Origin of the sequence: Levilactobacillus mulengensis (assembly GCF_003946045.1) — a bacterium.
Lineage (GTDB): Bacteria > Bacillota > Bacilli > Lactobacillales > Lactobacillaceae > Levilactobacillus > Levilactobacillus mulengensis.
The window spans coordinates 1-21,855 of the sequence record NZ_RHNW01000002.1 but is presented as its reverse complement, the minus strand read 5'-3'; the positions used below and the strand labels follow the sequence as shown (position 1 = coordinate 21,855).

Annotated in this window: 23 protein-coding genes, 1 pseudogene and 2 riboswitches; of the genes and pseudogenes, 10 read left to right on the top strand and 14 right to left on the bottom strand. The window is 52.9% G+C overall.

Features of this window, described 5'->3' with window-relative positions; translation table 11 throughout:
* Nucleotides 1–52 precede the first annotated feature (52 nt).
* The 4 genes from EKM84_RS02420 to EKM84_RS02405 all read right to left on the bottom strand — a co-directional run bounded on the left by EKM84_RS02420 (nt 53) and on the right by EKM84_RS02405 (nt 4,915).
* A complete protein-coding gene (locus EKM84_RS02420) occupies nt 53–1,270 on the bottom strand; it encodes an ABC transporter permease (RefSeq protein WP_125763305.1) in 1,218 nt (405 codons plus the stop codon).
* Nucleotides 1,263–2,159, bottom strand: a complete 897-nt coding sequence (locus EKM84_RS02415; RefSeq protein WP_125763303.1) for an ABC transporter ATP-binding protein — start codon at nt 2,157–2,159, stop codon at nt 1,263–1,265. The genes EKM84_RS02420 and EKM84_RS02415 overlap by 8 nt, the downstream gene beginning before the upstream one ends.
* 929 nt (nt 2,160–3,088) lie before the next feature.
* Nucleotides 3,089–4,402 (bottom strand): nucleobase:cation symporter-2 family protein, encoded by a 1,314-nt coding sequence (locus tag EKM84_RS02410; protein WP_125763857.1) that lies wholly within the window; start codon nt 4,400–4,402, stop codon nt 3,089–3,091.
* Nucleotides 4,403–4,587: 185 nt separating this feature from the next.
* Nucleotides 4,588–4,686: riboswitch (purine riboswitch) on the bottom strand.
* 49 nt (nt 4,687–4,735) lie between these two features.
* A complete protein-coding gene (locus EKM84_RS02405; RefSeq protein WP_125763301.1) occupies nt 4,736–4,915 on the bottom strand; it encodes a hypothetical protein in 180 nt (59 codons plus the stop codon).
* A 631-nt stretch (nt 4,916–5,546) separates the two neighbouring features.
* On the opposite strand from EKM84_RS02405, the gene EKM84_RS02400 reads away from it, so the two are divergent.
* The 5 genes from EKM84_RS02400 to EKM84_RS02380 all read left to right on the top strand — a co-directional run bounded on the left by EKM84_RS02400 (nt 5,547) and on the right by EKM84_RS02380 (nt 9,389).
* Nucleotides 5,547–6,530: an asparaginase gene (locus EKM84_RS02400; protein ID WP_318531071.1), complete on the top strand. Its 984-nt coding sequence runs from the start codon at nt 5,547–5,549 to the stop codon at nt 6,528–6,530.
* A gap of 108 nt (nt 6,531–6,638) precedes the next feature.
* On the top strand, nt 6,639–7,802 hold the full coding sequence (locus EKM84_RS02395; RefSeq protein WP_125763297.1) for a hypothetical protein: 1,164 nt from the start codon (nt 6,639–6,641) through the stop codon (nt 7,800–7,802).
* Nucleotides 7,803–8,255: 453 nt separating this feature from the next.
* The gene (locus EKM84_RS02390; protein WP_125763295.1) at nt 8,256–8,603 is read left to right on the top strand and encodes a hypothetical protein; all 348 of its coding nucleotides are present in this window, start codon (nt 8,256–8,258) and stop codon (nt 8,601–8,603) included.
* An 11-nt stretch (nt 8,604–8,614) separates the two neighbouring features.
* The gene (locus tag EKM84_RS02385) at nt 8,615–8,869 is read left to right on the top strand and encodes a zinc ribbon domain-containing protein (protein ID WP_125763293.1); all 255 of its coding nucleotides are present in this window, start codon (nt 8,615–8,617) and stop codon (nt 8,867–8,869) included.
* A 4-nt stretch (nt 8,870–8,873) separates the two neighbouring features.
* On the top strand, nt 8,874–9,389 hold the full coding sequence (locus EKM84_RS02380) for an O-acetyl-ADP-ribose deacetylase (protein WP_125763291.1): 516 nt from the start codon (nt 8,874–8,876) through the stop codon (nt 9,387–9,389).
* A gap of 102 nt (nt 9,390–9,491) precedes the next feature.
* Here EKM84_RS02380 and EKM84_RS02375 read toward each other — a convergent pair whose 3' ends face one another.
* Nucleotides 9,492–9,686 carry an LBP_cg2779 family protein gene (locus tag EKM84_RS02375; RefSeq protein WP_125763289.1) on the bottom strand — a complete coding sequence of 65 codons (195 nt, stop codon included), beginning with the start codon at nt 9,684–9,686 and terminating at the stop codon, nt 9,492–9,494.
* Nucleotides 9,687–9,983: 297 nt separating this feature from the next.
* On the opposite strand from EKM84_RS02375, the gene EKM84_RS14110 reads away from it, so the two are divergent.
* The gene (locus EKM84_RS14110) at nt 9,984–10,151 is read left to right on the top strand and encodes a hypothetical protein (RefSeq protein WP_164511278.1); all 168 of its coding nucleotides are present in this window, start codon (nt 9,984–9,986) and stop codon (nt 10,149–10,151) included.
* Nucleotides 10,152–10,744: 593 nt separating this feature from the next.
* Here EKM84_RS14110 and EKM84_RS02370 read toward each other — a convergent pair.
* The 6 genes and pseudogenes from EKM84_RS02370 to EKM84_RS02350 all read right to left on the bottom strand — a co-directional run bounded on the left by EKM84_RS02370 (nt 10,745) and on the right by EKM84_RS02350 (nt 15,470).
* A complete protein-coding gene (locus tag EKM84_RS02370) occupies nt 10,745–11,101 on the bottom strand; it encodes a hypothetical protein (RefSeq protein WP_125763287.1) in 357 nt (118 codons plus the stop codon).
* A gap of 548 nt (nt 11,102–11,649) precedes the next feature.
* Complete coding sequence (tenA, locus tag EKM84_RS02365; RefSeq protein WP_125763286.1) at nt 11,650–12,336, bottom strand: thiaminase II; 687 nt, start codon at nt 12,334–12,336, stop codon at nt 11,650–11,652.
* A 21-nt stretch (nt 12,337–12,357) separates the two neighbouring features.
* The gene (locus tag EKM84_RS02360; RefSeq protein ID WP_125763284.1) at nt 12,358–13,011 is read right to left on the bottom strand and encodes an energy-coupling factor transporter transmembrane component T family protein; all 654 of its coding nucleotides are present in this window, start codon (nt 13,009–13,011) and stop codon (nt 12,358–12,360) included.
* Nucleotides 13,008–13,952 (bottom strand): ATP-binding cassette domain-containing protein, encoded by a 945-nt coding sequence (locus tag EKM84_RS02355; RefSeq protein ID WP_449820603.1) that lies wholly within the window; start codon nt 13,950–13,952, stop codon nt 13,008–13,010. The genes EKM84_RS02360 and EKM84_RS02355 overlap by 4 nt, the downstream gene beginning before the upstream one ends.
* Nucleotides 13,953–13,973: 21 nt before the next feature.
* Nucleotides 13,974–14,312: pseudogene (locus EKM84_RS14545) on the bottom strand (ATP-binding cassette domain-containing protein); the annotation flags it as partial.
* Between the two features lie 597 nt (nt 14,313–14,909).
* Entirely contained in the window at nt 14,910–15,470 is a 561-nt protein-coding gene (locus EKM84_RS02350) for an ECF transporter S component (protein ID WP_125763280.1), read from the bottom strand.
* 86 nt (nt 15,471–15,556) lie between these two features.
* Nucleotides 15,557–15,646, bottom strand: a riboswitch (TPP riboswitch).
* Nucleotides 15,647–15,867: 221 nt separating this feature from the next.
* On the opposite strand from EKM84_RS02350, the gene EKM84_RS02345 reads away from it, so the two are divergent.
* From EKM84_RS02345 to EKM84_RS02330, 4 genes are all read left to right on the top strand, one after another.
* A complete protein-coding gene (locus EKM84_RS02345) occupies nt 15,868–17,040 on the top strand; it encodes a D-alanyl-D-alanine carboxypeptidase family protein (protein ID WP_125763278.1) in 1,173 nt (390 codons plus the stop codon).
* Nucleotides 17,041–17,611: 571 nt separating this feature from the next.
* Complete coding sequence (locus tag EKM84_RS02340) at nt 17,612–18,781, top strand: serine hydrolase (protein ID WP_125763855.1); 1,170 nt, start codon at nt 17,612–17,614, stop codon at nt 18,779–18,781.
* A 499-nt stretch (nt 18,782–19,280) separates the two neighbouring features.
* The gene (locus tag EKM84_RS02335) at nt 19,281–19,565 is read left to right on the top strand and encodes a helix-turn-helix transcriptional regulator (protein WP_125763276.1); all 285 of its coding nucleotides are present in this window, start codon (nt 19,281–19,283) and stop codon (nt 19,563–19,565) included.
* Complete coding sequence (locus EKM84_RS02330) at nt 19,558–19,821, top strand: helix-turn-helix transcriptional regulator (protein ID WP_125763274.1); 264 nt, start codon at nt 19,558–19,560, stop codon at nt 19,819–19,821. Before EKM84_RS02335 ends, EKM84_RS02330 begins: the two co-directional genes overlap by 8 nt.
* Nucleotides 19,822–19,866: 45 nt before the next feature.
* Here EKM84_RS02330 and EKM84_RS02325 read toward each other — a convergent pair whose 3' ends face one another.
* From EKM84_RS02325 to EKM84_RS02315, 3 genes are read right to left on the bottom strand one after another with little or no spacing between them, the layout of a single operon-like run.
* The gene (locus EKM84_RS02325) at nt 19,867–20,535 is read right to left on the bottom strand and encodes a chloramphenicol acetyltransferase (protein WP_125763273.1); all 669 of its coding nucleotides are present in this window, start codon (nt 20,533–20,535) and stop codon (nt 19,867–19,869) included.
* Between the two features lie 10 nt (nt 20,536–20,545).
* The gene (locus EKM84_RS02320) at nt 20,546–20,875 is read right to left on the bottom strand and encodes a GIY-YIG nuclease family protein (protein ID WP_125763271.1); all 330 of its coding nucleotides are present in this window, start codon (nt 20,873–20,875) and stop codon (nt 20,546–20,548) included.
* Nucleotides 20,876–20,878: 3 nt separating this feature from the next.
* Nucleotides 20,879–21,631, bottom strand: coding sequence for a DUF2087 domain-containing protein (locus tag EKM84_RS02315; RefSeq protein ID WP_125763269.1), 753 nt, complete (start codon nt 21,629–21,631; stop codon nt 20,879–20,881).
* Between the last annotated feature and the right edge of the window lie 224 nt (nt 21,632–21,855).

The following is a 21,855-nucleotide window of genomic DNA, read 5'->3' as shown; positions in this document are numbered from 1 at the left end:
ATTAATTATAGCACGTTGCCGTAAAATGTTAATGGCTAAATGGCTATTGCATTTAGTGCTTAAAGCTGTGAATTAGGTGCTGCCACATGTTTTCGCTGTCGGTCTGCAACATCAACCGTTGATACTGGCGGCCAATGTACAGGGCGAACAGGCCAATCGTAATCAGCAAGACGACCAGCGAGGCCAGCTGTTCTGTCAGGCTGACGGTGCCGTTGATGACCCGCATCGGCATGAAGTATGAGGAGAAGAAGGGCACGTAGGACAGAATCTTTACGGCCAACGCGTCCAAATTATTTTGGAACGGGAAGGCGGCAAAGAAGCCCAGCATTCCCAGCATTACTACGGGTTGTGCCGCTTTGGAAGCATCCTCGGCCTTGGAGACCAGCGCGCCACTGTAGGCGGCCAGAATCGTGTAGATGATGACCCCCAGCAAGACGTACAGGAGATTCAAGTTGACGATGTTGTGAATGACGCTGTCGACCAGCGATTGGTTCGCACTGACTAGGCGTTTAATCCCCGCGTTGTGCATGGCCAATCCGTAGCCGGCCCAGCCCCCGAGGAGGTAGATGGCAATCTGCGTGACGATGACCAATAAGATTCCCAGAATCTTACCGACAAAGTAGCTCGTCGCCGTGGTGCTTGAGAAGATAATTTCCATGATTTTCGTGCCCTTATCCGACGCAATTTCTTGGGCCGTGATGGAAGAGTAGGTAATCAGGATAATGTAGATCATGGTGATTAGAATCCAGAAGGAGATAATCTTCGCCAGGTTGGTGGCGCCGTCCTTGGTGGCCACGTGCTGCTTAAGCACCGGCGTCTGGGTGAGGGCCTGTTTCTGCTTGGGACTCAGCTTAGCGGTCTGGTAATTTTGCACGGTCTGATTTTGCGTCAGGAAGTTTTGGACCTGCGCCTTCAGCCCGTTGCCCATGGCTTTGTTCCCGTGATAGTCCCCGCGCAGGTGTTCGCCGCTGGTGCTTAACGTTAGGTATCCGGCCAGGTGGTTGGCTTTCAGGGCCTTCTTGGCCGCGGCGGTCGTAGTGATTTTGGTATTGATGCCGTCCTGATGCTGTTGCAGGTAGCTTTGGCGAAGCACCTTCGAGTCGCTAATGATGGCGACCTGTTGACTGCTGCGACTGCTATTGGCGCTGACGTAGCTAATGCCGACGGTCAGGGCAATCATGACAAATGGACCCAGAATCATGAACAGAAAGCTCCAGGATTTAATCTGGCGCAGGTAGGTTTCAAACGTAACGACCCAGGTCTTAGACATGTTCCTCACCCACTTTCAAACGGAAGATTTCATCAAGGGTCGGTGGCTGTTGGCTAAATTCTTCAATGTAATGGCCCTGTGTCAGCGCGTCGAAAATGGCGGGACCGGCCGCGGCGTCCGTCAAATGCAGGACGTAGCGGTTGCCGTGCCGGTGGGTCACGCTGGCGACGCCGGTCAAGGCTGCGAGCTGCTCGGTGGACCAATCGGTCGTGACAAATAGCTCGGTCTTGCCAAATTGTTCACGCACGTCCTCAAGGGTCCCACGCAACACGACATTGCCTTTCCGGAGCATCACGAGGCGGTCACAGACGGCCGTGACGTGTTCCATGTCGTGGCTGGAAAAGATGATGGCCGCGCCACGTTCCTTGGCGGCCACGATGGCTTGCTTCAGGAGGTCGGCGTTGACCGGGTCCAGCCCACTAAAGGGTTCGTCCAGAATCAACAGGTCGGGCTGGTGAATCAGCGTACAGATCAGTTGGACCTTTTGCTGATTCCCTTTGGACAGGTCGTTGATCTTACTCTTGCGGGTTCCTTTGACGTCGAACCGTTGAAGCCAGTCGTCGATTTGGGGCCGAATAACTTTAGCCGGTTGACCTTTGAGTCGAGCCAGGTAAACGATTTGTTGTTCAATCGTCAGCTTGGTCATCAGGCTCCGTTCTTCTGGTAGGTAGCCGATGTGGTCGAAATCCTCGGCGGACAGGGTGTGGCCTTGCCACTGAATACTGCCGCCGTAGTCGATAAAGTTCAGGATACTGTGAAAGGTGGTCGACTTGCCGGCCCCATTTTGGCCGATCAAACCCAGTATCTGGCCGTCGGGAACGTCAAAGCTGACGTCGTTCAGGGCTTTGACTGGGCCGAATTCTTTGCTGATATGTTGAATGCTTAGCATGGCAAATTCTCCTATCAATTGTTTTGCGGTTAAATGTCTTCTTGTCAGCGCCTCCGGGCTGGTGAAAATGGGCCGTGGCGCTGTGGGCGCACGCCCGGAGCCGAAAGGCGGTCTCCGGGCTTACTTTGAGCCTCATGGACCGAGTCTCAAAGATAGCAGTTACCTAAGCGGGAAACCCGCTAAGGCAACTCCCACGGCTGAGCCCATTTTCACCAGCCCTGCGGCTAACACTGGTTTAGCCCCAATCGTGTGGTTCGTTCTGTACTTGGGCAGCAGAGTGACATTGGGCCTGGTCGCGTCCGTTCCCGACGGCGGGCTCAAACTGCCCTGCTGTGGGGCCGGTTACAGCCAAAAGGCGGGCTTTCACCTCAACTTTGAGCCTGAGAACCGGTCTCAAAGGTTGTCCCATGCTCTAAATAGAGAAAATCACTCTATTAAGACCATCGACACAGCTGGGCAGTTTGGCCCGCCTCTGGTCACTCCCACGACCGGTCCAGTTTTCCCAGCCCTGTGGCTGACACTGGTTTAGCCACAGCCAATGTGTAACTGGTTGTGCCAGTCTTGAAAGGCTGTCATAGAGACTATGAGGCTTAGCTTCAAATGAATTCGGCATATGGTTCGCTGAATCTAGTTTTTCCAACTGCTGACTACTAGTTGAAATGACGAGATTGTTGACTGATCCTATCTCGAACATGCTTATATTATACGCAGATGCAGGGGAAAAACTAAAGGACTCTTAACCGTTTGTAAGGTTCCTGTCACACAGTGGGTCATTGTCTGAAAAAATAAGACGTGCTAATAGCTTATCATGGATGTCGATTGGAAGAAAGTTATTTGACATATGAATATAGTATAATGTTAATTATATTTAACCGCAAAAAAACGACTGACTCGGGCAAAGGAACCCAGTCGGTCGTTTGAGCAACAACTTATTTATTTTGAGGTTGGGCGTCGCTGTTGACCTGCGCTTGGGCGGTCGTTACGGCGCGTTTTGGCCGCATGTTGAAGATGATATTCAAGAGGACGGCGGAGAAACTCCCGATGACGACCCCGTTGTTCATCACGATTTGTAAGGATTGGGGCAGGGCTTGGAAAATCTGGGGATAGACGGTGACGCCTAAGCCCAGGCCAATCGAGATGGCGGAGACCAACAGGTTGTTGTTATTTTGGAAATCAACCTGTTGGAGCATCCGAATCCCTTGGACCCCAACCATCCCGAACATGACAATCATGGCGCCACCCAGGACGGCATCGGGGATGACCGTGGCCAGTGCGCCAATCTTGGGCAACAGGCCCAGCAGCATTAAGAAGGCGGCTGAGAAGTATAGGGGCTTGCGCGTTTTCACACCGGATAGTTGTACGACCCCAACGTTTTCGGAGAAGGTTGAGTAGGGGAAGGTGTTGAAGAGCCCACCGAGAATGACGGCGATGCCTTCCGCACGGTAGCCGCGTTTCAAATCCTGTTCGCCAATCTTCTTGCCGGTGATATCGCCTAAGGCAAAGAAGACGCCGGTCGATTCAACCATGGTGGTCAGGGAGACCAGAATCATGGTGACGATGGATGACCACTCAAACTTGGGCGTGCCGAAGTAGAAAAATTGGGGCAGGTGGAACCAACTGGCTTGGCCGACTGCCTTTAGCGAGACCATGCCCATGGCGCCGGCGATGAAGGTCCCAATCAGGATACCCGCCAGAATGGCCAAGGACTTGAGAAAGCCTTTAGCAAAGGCGTTTAGCCCTAAAATGATGCCCATCGTGAGGAAGCCGACCAGTAACATCTTGGGATCCCCGAAGCTCTTGGCCGTGGCGTCCCCGCCACCCAGGTCTTGGAAGCCGACCGGAATCAGCGTGAAGCCAATGATGGTGATGAGGGAGCCGGTCACTACGGGTGGGAAGAAGTTCTTAATTTTAGAAAACCAGCCCGCGCTGAGAAAGACGAAGATGCCGGCACTGATGATGGCGCCGTACATGACGCCGACGCCGTATTGATTTCCGATGGCGCTCAGAGGTGTGACGGCCTGTACCGCACAGCCGAGGACGACGGGTAGGCCGATCCCGGTCAGCGGGGTGCGTTTGAGTTGGAGCAGGGTTGCAACCCCACACATGAAGATATCCGCACTGATTAAGTAGGCCATTTGCATGGCGTTGAAATGAAGCGCGCCCCCAATCAGTAGGGGAACGATGACGTCACCAGAGTACATGGCTAATAAATGCTGGAAACCGAGAATGGCGGCCCGCCACATGGGTAATGACGGCCCTTTTTCTGATGACGAAACGGATGATGCGGACTTTGTGGACTGCAAGAATGTTTCCTCCTTCTCGTGATGTCCATACGCCGCCAAGCTAATTTTGAAAACAAAAAAGCTCCCTTTGCAAAAAGGGGGCTGCTGAAAACTCGCCGACGAACTCTTTTCATCGGCAAAAAGAGTTTCGTCCTCAATTTGCTTATAGTCCAGAGTTTACGGCTCTGGGTAGAAACTCGCCAACCTTATCTTGGCATTATATAGGCAATCACTTATTTTTTTAATGGAATGTCACTTACTTTACCACGAGAAAATAAAAATGACAATACCGATTTAGGAGGCCTTGTGTTTCGACCAGAGTCCTTTGAGCCAGTTCCACAAAGATTTGACTAGACCGTTGAACCAAGTCAGGAGCGGGCCCCAGTCGGCGATGCCCCCGGATGAGCTGTACTTTTTGGGGTGGACGTGGACGCCTGGGATGTAACCTTTTTCTTCGTCTTCTCTTCTGGACATTTTTAACATCCTCTCTGAATTCTAACTTAATTCTATCGCAAATACGGTACAATGTGGATAACGAATCTACTTGGTGGGCTTGGTTCGAACCTTTTGATCTTTGGCAGCGCCTCCGGGCTGGTGAAAACTGGGCCTGATCGCGTCCGTTCCCGACGGCGAGCTCAAGGCGCCCTGCTGTGGGGTCGGTTCCAGCCGAAGGGCGGGCTTCCACCTCAACTTTGAGCCGAAGTGCGGTCTCAAAGGTTGTCCCATGGAGCTAGGCTGGGACAGAACCCCAGCCAAGACCATCGACACAGCCGGGCACCTTGGCTCGCCTCTGGTCACTCCCACGACCAGCCCAGTTTTCCCAGACCTGCGGCTCATACTGGTTTAGCCCGCCGAGTGGATTGTTCTGCCACACGTCGGTTTGGTGGCTGCGGTAGGCGGTAGATGGTGTTGTGCTGGAGTAATCCGATTGGACCAATATCCAGTCAAATCTGGCGAGTAGATTATTATGACACGTTTGGCCAAACTGTGAAAGGTTGGTCATGGCTGCCATGAGCGTGACCGAACCAAATTTACCGTAACATTACTCCGGGGATAACCAATGAAATTCAAAATATTCAATGAAATTAACTAATACTGAAAGAAGTTGACAACTGTGAAGAAAATTTTAGCCATTCATACGGGTGGAACGATTTCCATGTCGCAAAATAATCAGGGGGAGGTTGTGCCGAACGCGCAGAACCCGATTGCTCAACAGGAAACGATTTTGGCCGGCCGGGTGGAATTGTTTACCGATGAAATGTTTAACTTACCATCTCCACACATGACGCCGGTGGAAATGCTACAGATCAAGGAGCGCATCGACCAGGCCGAGCAGGATGGCATCGATGGCGTAGTCATCACCCATGGGACGGATACGCTGGAAGAAACGGCGTACTTCTTAGACCTGACCCTCCCCAGCACGATCCCCGTTGTTGTGACGGGGGCTATGCGCTCCTCTAATGAGGTTGGCTCCGATGGCCTGTACAACTTTCAATCCGCCATTGAAGTAGCCGCAGACGACGCCTCACGTGGAAATGGCGTGATGGTCGTGATGAACGACGAGATTCACACGGCCCGCTACGTGACCAAGACCCATACGACTAACGTGGCCACGTTCCGGACGCCCACGTTTGGCCCGATTGGAATCGTTGCCAAGGACCACGCGGTTTATTTCCAGAAATTAATTCGGGAAGATACCTGCAATATTGATCACGTCATCGACCACGTTTACCTGATCAAGGCCTATGCCGGGATGGACGGGAGCTTGTTTGATTTTCTCGATAACGACGAGACGGCCGGAGTGGTCATCGAAGGCCTGGGTGCCGGGAATTTACCGCCGAAAACGCTAGCTTCCGTGCAACGGCTGTTAGACCGGCAGATTCCTTTAGTTCTGGTGTCACGGTGTTATAATGGCGTCGCCGAGGACATTTATGACTACGAGGGCGGTGGCATTGAGCTGCGCAAGATGGGGCTGATGCTGTGTCAGGGGCTGAACGGGCAGAAAGCACGGATCAAGCTATTAGTGGGCCTGAGCGCTGGGTTACAGGGCGCCGAGCTCAAACAATTCTTGAGCACCGCCGTTTCCTAAATGGGCCGCGACTACTGACGGGCTATTTCTGTCAATATATGGTAAGATTTTCAGATAAATACGTTTTACCTATTCATGCACAACGTATAATAAAAAGGGGGTCGTCATGTGAATTCAATTGTGAATGATTTAAACCGGGCACTGGCCCAACGCTTACTGGTCAACGTTTACCAAACGAACCAGGAGGTCGTCTATACCGGTTACGTGACGACGGTCGGTGAGACGGGCATCATCCTCGCAACCTACGATGATTTTGGGTTGCCGGACGGGGCAGTCTTTCTGGCGCTGAACGTGATCGATGAGGTCGAATTTTCTAGTGATGATCTGGATAACATGTCCTTTCGGATGAAGACGGCGCAAGAAGAGCGCTTCATTCAAGCCGGCGGGCTGACCATGAAATTCGACAACCAACGCGATTTGCGGCGGCAGGTTTTGAGCCACGCGTGGGTCGATCACCTGGTGATCATGTTGGTTTTAAAAAATGATGAACATTTTTATGAAGGCTTAGTGACCAGCGTGGCGAGTGAAGAGGTCGGCGTGCAGTTGATCAATAAATTTGATTATTCTGACCAACCGGCCATGATCCTGAATCCCGCAGACATTGAAGTCATTGAGTTTCAAGGCAAGGAGTTAACGCTACAGGGCATCGCGGCACCTCATTTGCAAAAGCTCTCACACGTGGAGCAGGTGGCGGTCGAGGACCCGACGCAATTCCGGGATACCTTGCAACAGCTGGCGGGGAAAGATCCCTTGGTAGCGCTGATTCCCAAGCACAACAAGGACCTCTTCTTCGTGGGGCAGATCAACGTGTTGACGGACGATTCAGTCATCATGAACCTGCTCGACATGTCGGGGCAATTCGGGGGCTACACCCTGATGCGGCTGAGTGATTTGAACGCCATCGTGGTCGAATCCGATTACCTGCAAACGATGCGGCTCTTCTCGTTACTGAACCGGGCACGCCAACAACCCTTACAACCGGTACTAAACGACGAGCGGCTCTTTGATGCCACGGTGGACCAGTTCCGCGAACGGCTGAGTCAAGCCGCAACGTTCCGGACGATTATTCACGTGAAACTCAAGGGCGACGACAGTCAGACCGGTTACCCAAGTCAGGTCGGCGGCGAACGCTTCATTTTCCACGAGGTCGCGGAAGATGAAATCGACCAGGTCGGCAAGGCCTACCGCATCGCCGACGTGGAGGAGCTGTCATTCGGCTACCTCGACGCCTACCTCACGGAGCACCAGTTGCGAGTCGAAGGTGACTTGTAAAACGGGTTTGGTGTAAGGTTTTAGATGTTTCCAAGTCATAAAAATAGCTAAGGCATGAGAATAACTCATGTCGGTGACAAAGCGTTTAGTTACGGATTAAACCAATGTTAGCAGCAGGGATGGTGAAAATGCGTGGTCGCTGTTAGTGACCAGAGGCGGGCCAAACCGACCAGCTGTGTCGATGGTCTTAACTGAGTGGTTTTCTCAGTTTAGAGCATGGGTCGACCTTGGAAACTCACGGTTTTGGTGAGGTTTCAAGTCGAGGCGGAAGACCGCTTTTCAGGCTGGAGCCGGGCCCCACAGCAGGGCCGTTTGAGCCCGCCGGCGGGAACGGCTGTGCCGCGCCTATTTTCACCATCCCGGAGGCGCGGGCAACATTGGTTTAAACCTAAAACTAAACAATGAAATTTGGTGGCGCGGAATGGCGCTGCCGTACATAAGGAGTTTTTTTACATGAAATGGCAAAATTTACCGCGCTGGATTCGCGATACCCTCTCTGTGGTTGGCGCGATGGCGGTGTTGTTGATCATCTATGACGCTTTCTTTGCGAAGAACGTCAATTGGGTGCTGGTTCCGATTCAAATCGTCGTGGCGTTACTAGCCGTCGGGGTTTGGAGCTACTTTAGCTATCGGAGCCAACAAAAACGCAAACTCGCCGAAGAACAGAAGCAGGCCGCAGCTAAGCAACGGGCCATCGACCGGGAAAAGCGGCAGGTCGAAGCGGCCAAGACCGCTGCCGAAACGCGCGAGAAAAATCTGGCGCGGAACCAGGCTCACCAGCAACAACGGCACCACGAATAGGAGGCACACTCTTGGCAACAGCGTTGAAATTTTGTCCGCATTGCGGTGCGGCTGTGACGGCAGACGATGACGTTTGCCCGCAGTGTCAAACGGATCTCCGGCCCTACCGGCAGTCAGAAGCGCCAGCCAAGCCGGCTAGTCAGAAATTGAACTTGTCCTCGTTGTACGCCAACCCGTACCGCGAGGGGATGAAGCGGTTGAAGGACCGGGATGACCAGGCGGCCAAGCCGAAGCATCACTGGCACTGGCCGTGGTCAAAGGAGTGAGTGGATGGCTGATTTTACGGTAATTCGGGGCGACATCACCCAGAGTAAAGTTGATGCGATTGTGAACGCCGCCAATACCACGTTGTTGGGTGGCGGCGGGGTCGACGGCGCGATTCACCGGGCCGCGGGTCCCGAGTTGTTTGCGGCCTGCGTGCCGTTGAACGGTTGTGAAACGGGTGAGGCCAAGATTACACCCGGTTTTAAATTGCCAGCGACCTGGGTGATTCACACGCCCGGTCCCGTTTGGCAGGGTGGTCAACAGGGTGAGGCGGAATTGCTGGCGAGCTGTTATCGCAACAGTTTACGCGTTGCGGTCGCCCACGACTGTCACACGGTTGATTTTCCATCGATCAGTACGGGTGTGTACGGCTTTCCGCTGGAAGAGGCGGCGGCCGTCGCGACCCAAACGATTGGCGATGAATTGGCCCACAGTTCCGGCCTGACTCACGTGCGGCTGGTGGCGTTTGATGATGCCACGGCCACCGCGTACCGGACGGCTTGGAATCGCTTGGCCGATTAAATCTCAGAAATAAACAAATAGCCGTTTCAGAAAGGTGGCCAGGTGACTGGCGAAACTTTTCTGAAACGGCTGTTTTTGATCTTAAATAGAATGTGCTGGTTATTAGTGCGGCTTCGAAGCAATTAAGCCCTTCAACGAGCTCTGTTCTTCAGTAGTTGGTTGCAGTTCGCCAGTCTTGATGCCGTGAAACTTCTCAACTGAAATGCGGGAGCCAAAGGCCATCTCTCCGTCTGTCTTATCGTATTTCTTTTGGTAGGCGATGATTGCTTCGGCCAAATCGTTTAATTCTTGACTCATAGATATCCCTCCAAATGATAATCCTAATGACTGCTTAAGTTCATTATACTAAAGTTTTCAAAAATCGGCGGAATAAGTCCCAATATCTGAAAGTTTTTTTCAATAATGCTTGCCCCGAGAGGAAAAATTGCGTAAACTAATACCCAATATGACAATTGGCAGAGTCGGGCCTGTAACCCGATGTGGCGGAATTGTTACTTACTTTTCGCTAGCCTGTCATGGTTTTGCAACATAAACCCATTAAGCTAGTTATTAGAATTAATTAAGACACATAACTAGTGGGGTGGCAGGATGAATTTGAAACACGTAATCGGAAGCCTGCTAACGGCGGTCGTTTTATTGGCTGTGGTCAGCGGCATGTCCTGGTACACCATGGGCAAACGAACCACGACTCATCAGAGTTCGAGTCCAGTGGGGGTCATCAGCACCCCGCAGACGCGTGCATTTCGCGTGGCTGTCAAATAACGCGGTTAATCCCGCCCCGGGGCCGGATCATCCGGCTGTTACAACTTAAAACTTTGGTAATCATTGTGATTACAAGACTACAGTCACTTGTAGTTTATCAAGCGGGAAAACAGGTCGGCCTTCGGGCGGGCCTGTTTTTCTATAGAAAAGAGTGCGGAGCAGGGCGACTAACTGGCGAGCATTAGCGGCGTAACGGAAATGACCCGGGGTCTGGGTCGTTTCCGTTACGGTGTTAAGCGGAACCAGTTGCCCTGCGTAGCACGTTTCAGAGGCCGCCAGGACCGGGATTGTTCCGTGGAGAACTAGTCCAACGATTTAAGAAAGTATAAAATCAATGTCAGGTCCCAGACCTGAACCAACGACGTTAAGCGCAGGGACCTGGCTCGCGGAGCACGTTTCGGAGGCCGCCAGTATCGGGATTGTTCCGTGTAAGGCAAATCCCATAACAAAGAAATTAATCAAAATCAAAAACGCAGTCGCTATAACCTGAGACCTAACTCAGATGATAGCGACTGCGTTTTTAAGTTAGCCAATGTTAGTGACCACAGCAGACCACTTTGAGCCCACCGTCGGGAACGAACAACAGAGCGCAATCAGTCGAAGTGGAACCAGTCGCTTTGATTCCGGCGCACGTCCTTGCGAATCCCAAAGAAGTAAACCAAGAATGCCGCTACGGCAATGCCTAAAATGATGGTCCAGAACCAATTTTGCGTATGAATAAAGGTAAAGTAAGCAAACCCCAACGTGCTTAACCCGATTAGTACCAGGTTGAAAGGCAGGTGTTTACTATGGATAAACGCTACTGCTAACCCCAAAATGACAGCGCCACCGAACATGTTGTCACCGCTTAGCTTACTACCTGGATCCTTGAGCAACGCGTAAATTTCAATCGCGACGCCCAAAATCAGTGCCAGGTAGCCAAAAAACTCCAAGAATGTCAGTCGTTTCATGACGACACCTGCTTTCTCTAATGCGTGTATCCATTATAACGCAGGTTCACTGGGTTGAAAATACAGTTGCTTATGGGTTAAACGGTTGGTTTACGCGCCTCCGGGCTGGTGAAAATAGGCCGGGACGCTGTGGCGTGGTATTTCGTTCCCGGCGGCGGGCTCAAAGCGCCCTGCTGTGGGGTCGGTTCCAGCCTGAGAAGCGGGCTTCCACCTCAACTTTGAGCCAAAGGACGGTCTCAAAGATTGCCCCATGCTCTAAGTAGAGAAGAAGCGCTCTACTAAGACCATCGACACAGCTGGTCACTTTGGCCCGCCTCTGGTCACTGACATCGACCAGTGCGGCCTATCTTCTTCACCAGCTCTGCGGCTGATACAGGTTTAGCCCATAAACCTGTATTTACCGATGATTCGCTGACTCATTAACGTCTAAAGCGTTTCGTCGGTCACTTAACTTACAGTGAAATTTTGACACTCATCTGGGATACACAAGCTGCACCAATTTCACAACCATGCAAAAAGGACCGACCCGGTGGCCGGTCCTTCAATTGTTAATTCGTTGATAGTGACGATGATTTCTTACTAGGCGTCAACGACCAGTCCTCGTGGTCTAGCGCCATTTGCCAGAAGTTTAGTTCGTACCAGCTACTCTTTTCAAAAATGTCTAAGAGCTGGTGCGTATTTTCTGGGGTGGCAACATAGTTGGCGAGGGCGAGTTGATCCTTCATGGAACCGGTATAGTCGTCCGCGTTGTAGGTGTCGATCCAGGCTTGGTAAATGGGAACCGGCGACCCGGTACCAGCCAACGCCTGACCGATCTCCGCGTACAGCCAGTAACAGGGGAGCAAGCCCACCACCGCACCGGCTGGACCCGCCGTCATCAATGAGCGGTAGAGGTGACTGGTATAGGCGTAACCCGTGGGGGCGACGGCGGTATTGGTGACTTCCTCCGGCGTGATATTTAACCGGTCAAAGAAGGTTTGCCGCACCGCAATTTCACCCTGACGGAGGCTTTCTGCCCCGGCGCGTAGCTGTTTAATAACGCGGGGGTCCTGGCTTTGTTCGGCGGCTAAATCATGGAGTTTCCCAAATTCGTGGAGGTAGTAATGGTCTTGAATGAGGTAGTAACGGAACGTGTCGCCGGGTAAGGTGCCGGCCTGCAGTTGTTGGATGAAGGGATGGCGTTTGGAGGCGTCCCAGCTAGCCTGGGTGGCCGCGTGTGCTAAATCAGTAAACATGACAGGAACTCCTTTGCTAAATTAGGGTAAACCGATGAAGAGACCGACTTGAACCAGCATCAGACTGATGCCGAAGACCCACCAGTCACGGGCCCGCAACGCTATCGTGACGGCGTGTGTCCGGGGTGCGCCTTCCACGAATCCGTGGGAGGTCATGGCGGCGGCGAGCTGGTCCGACCAGTTCATAGCGGCCAGAATCACTTTGAAATACAACTGAGGCGACCAAACGTGGAGGACTTGTCCCCGCATCAACGCCGCGGCCTTAATGGTGGCGACCTCCGCCTGAATCTTTGGCATCAGGTTGAAGGCGGCCAGAAAGCCATATGCAAATTTTGACGGCAGCTTCGCGTTTTGTTCCAGCGACCGGGTCAGCGTCAACGGGTCCGTCGTCTGGGTAAAGAGCCCGCCCATGTAGACGTAGACGAACATCCGCGTGAAGATGACGATGAGAAAGTGGTGGGTGGTCGTTCCCTGGAGCGCTAATGACCAGACTAAGGCGCTGGCGAAGAAGAGTGGCACGGCCGTTAGCCACAGGAGGCGTTTCCATTTCACGTGGCCCACAAACATCAGAATTAAACTAATGATGATCAAGGCGACGTTGACCGTCCACACCTGGGTGAAGGACACCTCGAGGGCAATCAGGATGACGAGCGCTAATTTTAAACTCGGATTCATGCTGGGGCCCCCTTATAGGTGAGATGGTGGTCGGCCAGGGCGAGGTGCAGCGTGATGAGGTCGTCCAGGCCGCTGAGTTGGTGGCTGATCATGATTAAAGTCAGGTGCAGGTCGCGCTGAACGGTCGTGAGAATGTGCATGACCACTTGAATCGACGCGAAGTCTAGGCCCTTTAGCGGTTCATCGAGGAGGAGAACCGCCGGCGCCATGATCAGCATGCAGAGTAATTGCAGTTTCTTTTGCTGGCCGCTACTGAGCGAGTAGATGATCTGCTCGGTGTGCTCGGCCAGGTTGAGTTGCGTTAAGAGGTCTTGAACCCGTTCGGCCGTGAAATAGTCGCGGTTGCCAAACTTGCGGGAAAGGGCGAGTTCCTCGGCCACGGTTACATTGAGAAATTGTGAGCTGGCCGCCTGGAACATGAGGCCCACGGACCGGGCGTACTGCTTGCGAGGGAGCTTTTGGATGTCGGTCCCGTCGTAGGTCAGGCGCCCCTGGTACTTGCCGAGGCGGACCAGTGCCCGGAACAGGGTGGATTTCCCACTCCCATTGGGGCCGGTGATCAGGGTCGCTTGATGGGCAAATAAGGCAAGGTCTTGTGATGCCAATAATTCGCGCTCACCGTGACCGAGGCGCAGTTGCGTGCCCTGCAGACTGACGGGCTGATCACTCGGTAAGCCAACGTGAGTCAGCTGGAGCTTGTCGGGGGTAAACGCCGCAAAGCGCGCCTGCGTATCTGCCGGCGACAACAGGGTCAGCTTCCCCATATCCAGCACGGCCAGATGGTCCACCCAACGGTCGTAATTGCTGAGGTCGTGGTCGGCTAAAATGATGGTCTTGCCACGCTTGGTACACAGGGCGACCAGCTTTTCGAGCAGGGCCAGTCGCGTCGGCGGGTCGATGCTGGCAAAGGGTTCGTCCAGCAAAATGACGTCGCTGTCCATGGCCACGATGATGGCGAGGGCCACCTTCTGTTGTTCGCCACCGGACAGCTGCATCAGTAGTCGGTCTTGCAGATCGGCAATGCCGATGAAGTCGAGAGCGGCGGTGATTTTGGCGGGGATGACGGCCGTGTCAACGCACTGGTTTTCCAGGGCGAACCGCAACTCGTTGTTCACCGTATCCATGGTGAATTGCGTGCTGGGTTCCTGGAAGAGCATGGCGACGGTGGCTGCCCGCTTGGTCGGGGCAATGTCGGCCAGCGGCTGGTCGTTAAAGGTGATGCTGCCGGCGGTTGGCAGTGGGGTGAGCCCCGCAATCAGTTTGAGCAGCGTCGACTTGCCGCCACCGGAGACCCCGGTCAATAGGGAAAACTTGCCACTGGGAAAGGTGACGTTCAGACCATCGAGGACGGGCCGGGAACGTTTGGGATAGGTAAATGTCAGTGAATGAACCGTTACGGTGGCCACAATGATTCCTCCAATTCTACAATGATGTTGCTAGGGTACGCTCTTTACTCGCCTTACCGGTCGGTGAAAATGGACTGGAACGCGGTGGGGAGGACGCCTAAAGCCTGAGAAGCGGTCTTTAGGCTTGCTTTGAACCGCTGAGAAACGCGTTTCAAAGTCACCATTTTCCGAGAAGGTCACTCGAAAAATCCCACGGCTGAGTCCATTTTCACCGACCTCACGGCTGATACGGCGGTAACCAGCAACGTTGGTGGTTACTGGATCCGGGACCACCCTCACTTTATTGGATGGGTGGTCGTGAGTCGTTTAGCTGTGATTAATTTGGTATCGAAGCTGTTAAGCTTGTGTTCGGTTGGGTAATCTTTGACCCTTGGTGCGGTCAGAGATTGGTTAAATAATAAGGTTAGAAAAATGTTAAACGACTGATAACTTGGTTGAAAACCATGTCGGCCAATTTTCTTTTCCCGGTAAGGCGCATGGGAAAATCAACCGTTATTTGACGTTTGGTAAGACGTGGGCGCGAGCCAGCAGGTTGGTGATCAGCTTGGTTAAGACGCCACCAAAGAGGAAGACCGAGCAGAAGCGGACCGCGAACAGGAGAATTAGGAAGCCAAAGTGGTAGGCGGAATACCCGCTGCGGACCAGGTCCCAGGCGAAGGTGACAATCGTGGTGGTCAGCGCGGTCAGAACCAGCGTGACCCAATTGTATTTCTTGTAGCGCATGGACGCGAAGCCAATTTCGGCACCCAGTCCTTGGACAGCGCCGGAGATCAGCGTGCTAGCGCCCCAGATGCCCCCCAGGAACATTTCCACGACGGCGCCGAGAAATTCGCCCAGCGTTGCCGCCCCTGGAATCCGGATGATAAAGCCGGCCAGGGGACCCGCCATGACCCAGACGCCCAGCAAAATTTCGTTAGCCAGGGGTTGGAGCCCAAATGGCGCGAGGGCCGCTGCCAGTAATGTGTAGACGGGATTGATGACCCAGAAAATAACGCCCATAAAAATTGCTAAAATTGTGACTAAAATAATATCTCTAATGTGCCAAGCTTTCATAACCCGATACCTCCTAGAATTGTTTGACAGGGGCGTTCATTGTGAAAAAAATCCCCACTAAGAAATTGCTTAGTGGGGTTCATTGACAGCATAAAAGTACGCATCCCTTCGCTGGTATTAACCAGAGCAGGTTCAATGGGTTTGATCTCAGCCGTGAGGCACCCCAGTCGTATGTGATTGACTCTAGCGTAACTAATTTGTTGGGTAAATGCAACCATTGCCTAAAATAATCGTGCCTAGTCGTTGATTTATTCAGGATGGAAACGTTTTTTACAATTTCGTTACGACGGGTCCTTTTCACGTCTAAAGCGGTTAATCGGGCTATCCGTTGTCGGGCAAGAGTGCTATTCTAATAGTTGGTTAGCTTAATTATTATACGATAGGAAGGGTTTAACTCATGAGGAATTTACATATCAAACGCGGTCTGATGGCATTTGCCGTGGCCTTAACGGTCGGCGGTACTGTCAGCGCTGTCGTGCCTGCCAATGCGGCTTCAGCCTACAAAACGGTCAGCACGAAAACCGTTAAGAAGACGGCCTACCACAAGAAACATGCTAAAGGGGCCATTTATAACAAGGCGCATACCCATAAGGTCAGCAACCTAGCGGCGCACCCCCACACGACGTGGTACGCCACCAAGCGGGCGACGTTGAAACATGGCAAGTCGACCGGCATTTATCTCTACGTCAAGAACAGCAAGAACAGCGTGAAGGGTTGGGTTTGGCACGGCTACCTGAAGAAGGGAAAGGCACCATTCGTTCTGACCAAGGCCAGAGCAGCGGTTGCCATGAACGCCAAGACGGGGAAGGTCGTTTGGTCCAAGAACGCCAACACCGCGCGGCCCATTGCGTCCGTTTCTAAATTAATGACGTTATATCTGGCCCTGAAGAAGGTCGATGGCAAGACCAGCAACTGGAATCACAAGGTCAAGATTACCAGCCGGGGCTTGGTTTCCATGAGCCGGAGTGCCGACTGTGGTGGCTTCCATTTCAAATTAAATCACAGCTACACCGTCAAGCAACTGTACTACGCGGCCTTCTTGGATTCGTCCAACAACTCCGCCATCGCGCTGGGCAAATGGGTCAGCGGCAGCAACGGCAAGTTTATCAAGAAGATGAACGCCCAAGCTAAGTCCTGGAAATTGGGCAAGGCCCACTTCGTTTCAGCTTCCGGCTTGGAAAACAGCGACCTGCGTCGGTACGGTTACGGCTACGGTAAGGCCAACGCCAACAAGGTTTCCGCCAAGGACGTGGCCATCATCGCCCGTCACCTGATCACCAGCTACCCCCGTATCTTAAAGGACGGCAAGATTGGCTCGATGAAGGTCAACGGTCAGGTCTGCCACAACTACAACAACCTGTTGAAGGGGCGGAAGTACTACCGTGCCTCACTGAAGGTCGATGGATTGAAGACCGGGTACACGCCGCTGGCTGGGTACTGCTTCGTGGGTACTGGTCAGAAGCGTGGCAAGCAACGCGTGATTACCGTTGTGTTGCATGATGAGAACGAGTTCACGGAGACGAAGTCCTTGATGGATCACGCCTACCGCCTCAGCAGCATGAACAACTAATCCTGGGTTGGGTTAAATTTGTGTCGTTGTCAGCGCCTCCGGGCTGGTGAAAATGGGCCGTGGCGCTGTGGGCGCACGTCTGGAGCCGAAAGGCGGTCTCCAGACTTACTTTGAGCCGGAAACCACGTCTCAAAGATAGCAGTTGCCTAAGCGGTAAACCGCTAAGGCAACTCCCACGGCTGAGCCCATTTTCACCAGCCCTGCGGCTGACACTGGTTTAGCCCGCAGGATTGGTGGTTTTGCTTCGTGAGAGGTGGCTGACCGCTGCTGGGATTGTGTGGTGGCTGGTCAGATTCATGGTTCTCGTTTGCATTTAATATAGATAAATTGGTTTTGAAAAGGTCCTACCGAGAATTCTTCCTGGTAGGACCTTTTTCATGGCTTGGATGGTATCTGCTGATCAATCCTTAATCGTTAACCTGCCGAGTTATTTAGCCACCAACTTGTGGATTACGGTAAAGTTACGTCCCCAACAAGTAAGTTACAGATATCCCGGAATCCTTGTGGGAACGGCGTTTATCGTGTTAGGGTGAATCATATAATGATTTTAATGAGGAGAGGACTACATATGATGAAATCAGGAAAAGCCAAGTGGCTGGTGCTGACATTTGTGTTTGTGCTGACATTGGGTGCCGGGCTGAGCTTGCAGGTGACTGCCGATGCGGCCGTTTATTCTACGGTGTCGACGGGGACCATGACCCAGACGGCCTACCACAAGCAGAGCACGGCGGGGGCCATTTATAATCAGGCGCATAATCGCAAGATTGCTCCGCTGAAGAGTTACCCTAATACGACTTGGTATGCCACGCAGAAGGCGACCTTGAAGCATGGTAATTCTAAGGGTATTTACTATTATGTGGCCAACAAGTCTGGTTCCGTGAAGGGTTGGATCTGGCACGGCTACCTGACTAAGGGGAAGGCGCCATTTAGCCTGAAATACGCCAAGAACGCCATTGCCATGGACTACACGACGGGGAAGGCCGTCTGGTCCAAGAAGGCCAACACGGCGCGGCCCATCGCTTCCGTTTCTAAGTTGATGACGCTGTACCTGGTGCTGCAAAAGGTTGATGGCAACGCGTCCACTTGGAACCAGGTCGTCGATACCAGCAGTAAGGGCCTGATTGCCATGAGCAAGAGTTCTTCCTGTGGCGGATTCGTGTTCCAAACGGGGCACACTTACACCGTCAGAGAGCTATATGACGCGGCTCTGCTGGATTCTTCCAACAACGCGGCGATTGCCCTGGGCGAATGGGTTGCCGGTAGCAATGCCAAATTTATTCAACAGATGAACGCGCAAGCTAAGAGCTGGAACCTGGGCAAGGCTAGCTTCGTGTCGGCATCTGGCTTGGAAAACAGTGACTTGAAGGCCTTTGGTTACGCCTACGGGACAGCCAATGCCAACATGGTTTCCGCTAAGGATGTGGCGCTGATTGCGCGGCACCTGATCCAGGACTACCCGCAAATCTTGACCGATGGTGCGGTTGGCTCAAAGAACGTTGATGGTCAACTTTGCTACAACTATAACAACATGCTGTCTGGTCGGAAATATTACAAGGCTTCATTGAACGTTGATGGGTTGAAGACCGGGTACACGCCGCTGGCTGGGTACTGCTTCGTGGGGACCGGTCAACAGGCTGGCAAACACCGGGTGATTACCGTTGTGCTGCATGATATTAACGAGTTCACGGAAACACAATCCCTGATGAAGCAAGCCTACAGCTACAGCAGCTTGAACGCTTAATCCTGGGGTTAAACTTGTGTTGGTGCAGCGCCTCCGGGCTGGTGAAAACTGGGCCGTGGCGCTGTGGGCGCACGCCCGAAGCCTGAGAAGCGGTCTTCGGACTTACTTTGAGCCTCTGAGAAGCGAGTCTCAAAGATAGCAGTTGCCTAAGCGGGGAACCCGCTAAGGCAACTCCCACGGCTGAGCCCATTTTCACCAGCCCTGCGGCTCACACTGGTTTAGCCCATCGGATTGAGCTGTTCAGCTTCGTAGAGGTAGCTGTTGCTGACACGGATGCAGCCCGATTAAGCGACACCCGTTTGTGTGGCGGACTGATCAGATGGATTGATTGTGCTACATTTGAACTGAATAACCACTAAACGTCATCCTTAAACAATGGGATGGCGTTTTTGTTTTTCCGTTCAACTAGTATTGGGGTGATTTGGTTGTTGGGACGTTTGCTATCTTTTCACCGGTGGCTCCGGTATGATGGGGCCAGCTACAGGAAATGAGCGATTAGATGGTTAAACGATATCAACATGAATCCACCGAGCCGGTCGCGCCAGGGGATTCCTTACAAGGGGCCATTGATCTGTTGGGTATCTCTCCAGAACAGTTAGCTCAGCGAACGGACACCTCGTTTTCGTACGTGACGGCTGTGCTGGCTGGGACGACTAGACTTACTCCGGCTTTTGCGCAGCGATTATCACCGATTACGCGGGTATCGGCTGCGTTTTGGCTCCGGTATGATGACATTTATCAGCGGAAACTAGCTCTGAAGGAAAGGGTGTCAGACAATGACTAACCGAGAAAACTACAAAGTCCCCGTGCCAATAGCTCCCGGGGAAACCCTACAAGAATCCATCGACCTTCTACAAATCACACCAGCGGTCTTGGCTGAAAAGACTTCTGTCCCTGTCGCTTATGTCCAGCGGGTGTTGGCCGGTAAAGTCCGCATCACACCCGAATTTGCCAACGCATTGACGTCAGTCATCGGTGTGCCCGCTGCGTTTTGGCTTCGGTACGATTGGAACTATCACCAGGCTTTAGCCGAACAATAGTACACAAAAGGCGCCTCACGAGAAATCTCGTGGGACGCTTTTTCGTTAGTCGACCAACCAAGTTTCTGGGTGATCGAACGCGTTTTGTAATTTTGTGAAGAACTGACTCACGTGGTAGCCGTCCGCGACCGCGTGGTGGATGGTCACGGAGAGGGGCATTTGCCAGTGGTCACTTTCGTCGACGAACTTGCCAGCCTGAATGACCGGGAAGAACGTGTTCAGCGGCGTGAAGGGGAGCGGCGTGTAGCTGGTGAAGTGCGTCCAGGGGATGCTACCAATCATGTAGGTGTTAGCACTCTGGGGTGCCTTGGCCATTGGCGTGTGCAGGTCGCCGTATTGGGCCTGGTCCGCCAGATAGTTTTGGTAAAACTGCGTAAAGCTGGCGTCGTAGGCCGTCCAGAGACTCGAGATGGTGTGGTCGGTGTGCATGACGGAATAACTCGGGTGGAGCACCTCGTAGTGCACCAGTTGGCCGTCGTCGGTCCGACTCACCCGGAACTCGGGCATCTCGGTGATCAACCGGGAGACTAGGTAGAGGTACGCCGGGTTGAATTTTAAATCGCGAGCGGCGAGCCAATCCTTGGTGGCCGTCACGTCGAGGTCGGCGCTCACGGTAAAGCCGGTCGGCATCATTTTGGTGAAATAGTAAAAGTATTCCCGTCGTGACCAGGTGGCTAGGTCGATAGGGGTAGTTGTGGTGTTTAATGTTTTCATGGAAGCTCCTTTAATGCTGGTTATAGGCCGGGTGCAGCTTGTCGAGCCACTCGGCTTTGAGGTCACGTAGTTTTTGGCGAAGATGGTCGACGTCGGTGGCGTCCTTTTTCCAGAGCACGCTGTAACTGAACTGGTCGGCGCCTAGCGCGTTCCAATCCTCTTGGAGCGGCGTGTCATGGTAAAAGTTGCCGTTCAGGTTCGTTTGGTAGTAGCCCCACCGGTTGTGGAGGTTGGGGGCGACGTCAATAAAGGTTTGGCCGGTCTGGTCATTTTTAATTTGAATCACGCCGTAGAAGGTGGGCGTGGCTTTGTACTGTTGGATCAAGTCTTTTTTGTTCATGAGCTACTCCTTGTAACTGGGATTCCGCCAGTAGTCGCTGCCGTCGGTGGTGCGTTCGAAGAAGTCGTAGTCGACCAGGTAACGGCGAATCAGCGGGTAATCCGGATAAATTGGGCGAAGCAGGTCGTTGAAGCCTACCTCGGTGAAGTGTTGGTCGGGGGAAATCGTGCTGGTAATGCGTTTGAGCACGGCCAGAATCGCCTTTTGGTGCTTGGGCCACCGTTTCAGCTGCAACGGCTCGGTCGACTGGAAGAACTTGGCGACGAGCTGTTGGTACTCGGTAGTCGTCATGGCAAAGCGGTCGTCCTCCGTACCCGCCTGGTTCGGGAAGCGCACCAGACTGTCGGCCACAGCCGGTTGGTTAAAGACCTGGTCGTAAATGGCGAGGTACAGCTTGGCCTGCTTGGCCTTCTCCCGGAAGGTAAACTTCTGGTGGCGAATGGTGGCGGCGGCCACGCCAGTCGCGGTGGCAATCTCGGCGTCCTTTTGCCCGGTACTAAAGGCAGCGAGAAGGTCGCGTTGCTTGGCGGTTAGGGTGTTGTACTTACTAGCGTCGTTGATCAACAGGTGGACGGCATCCGGGTGCTCCTGGGCAACGTGCTGTTGAATCATTTGGGCTGCCTGGTAGAATTTGTCCGCGACCGGGAAGACTTGGCCGGTGGCAAAGTTGGCCTGACAGTAGTTGCAGACGTAAGCCGTAGTGGTTTGGTGCCATCCCTGTTCAATTTCGGTGAGGGAAAGGTCTTGTAAATTCATGATGATGCCTCCAATGGGTCTTAGTGTACAGATGTTTACCAAAACTGTCAACATTTATTTAAAAATAGTATACCAGTAATAAACAAATAAATAAAGCGCCCGACAAACCAAGCCTGACAATTGATTCAGCGCTTAGTCATTTAATATCTAAAGGTTGAAAGTACTCAAATAGGCTTCAGCCCTTGGGATACTTGAACTGGAGCAACTTAAATTAGATTTTATGC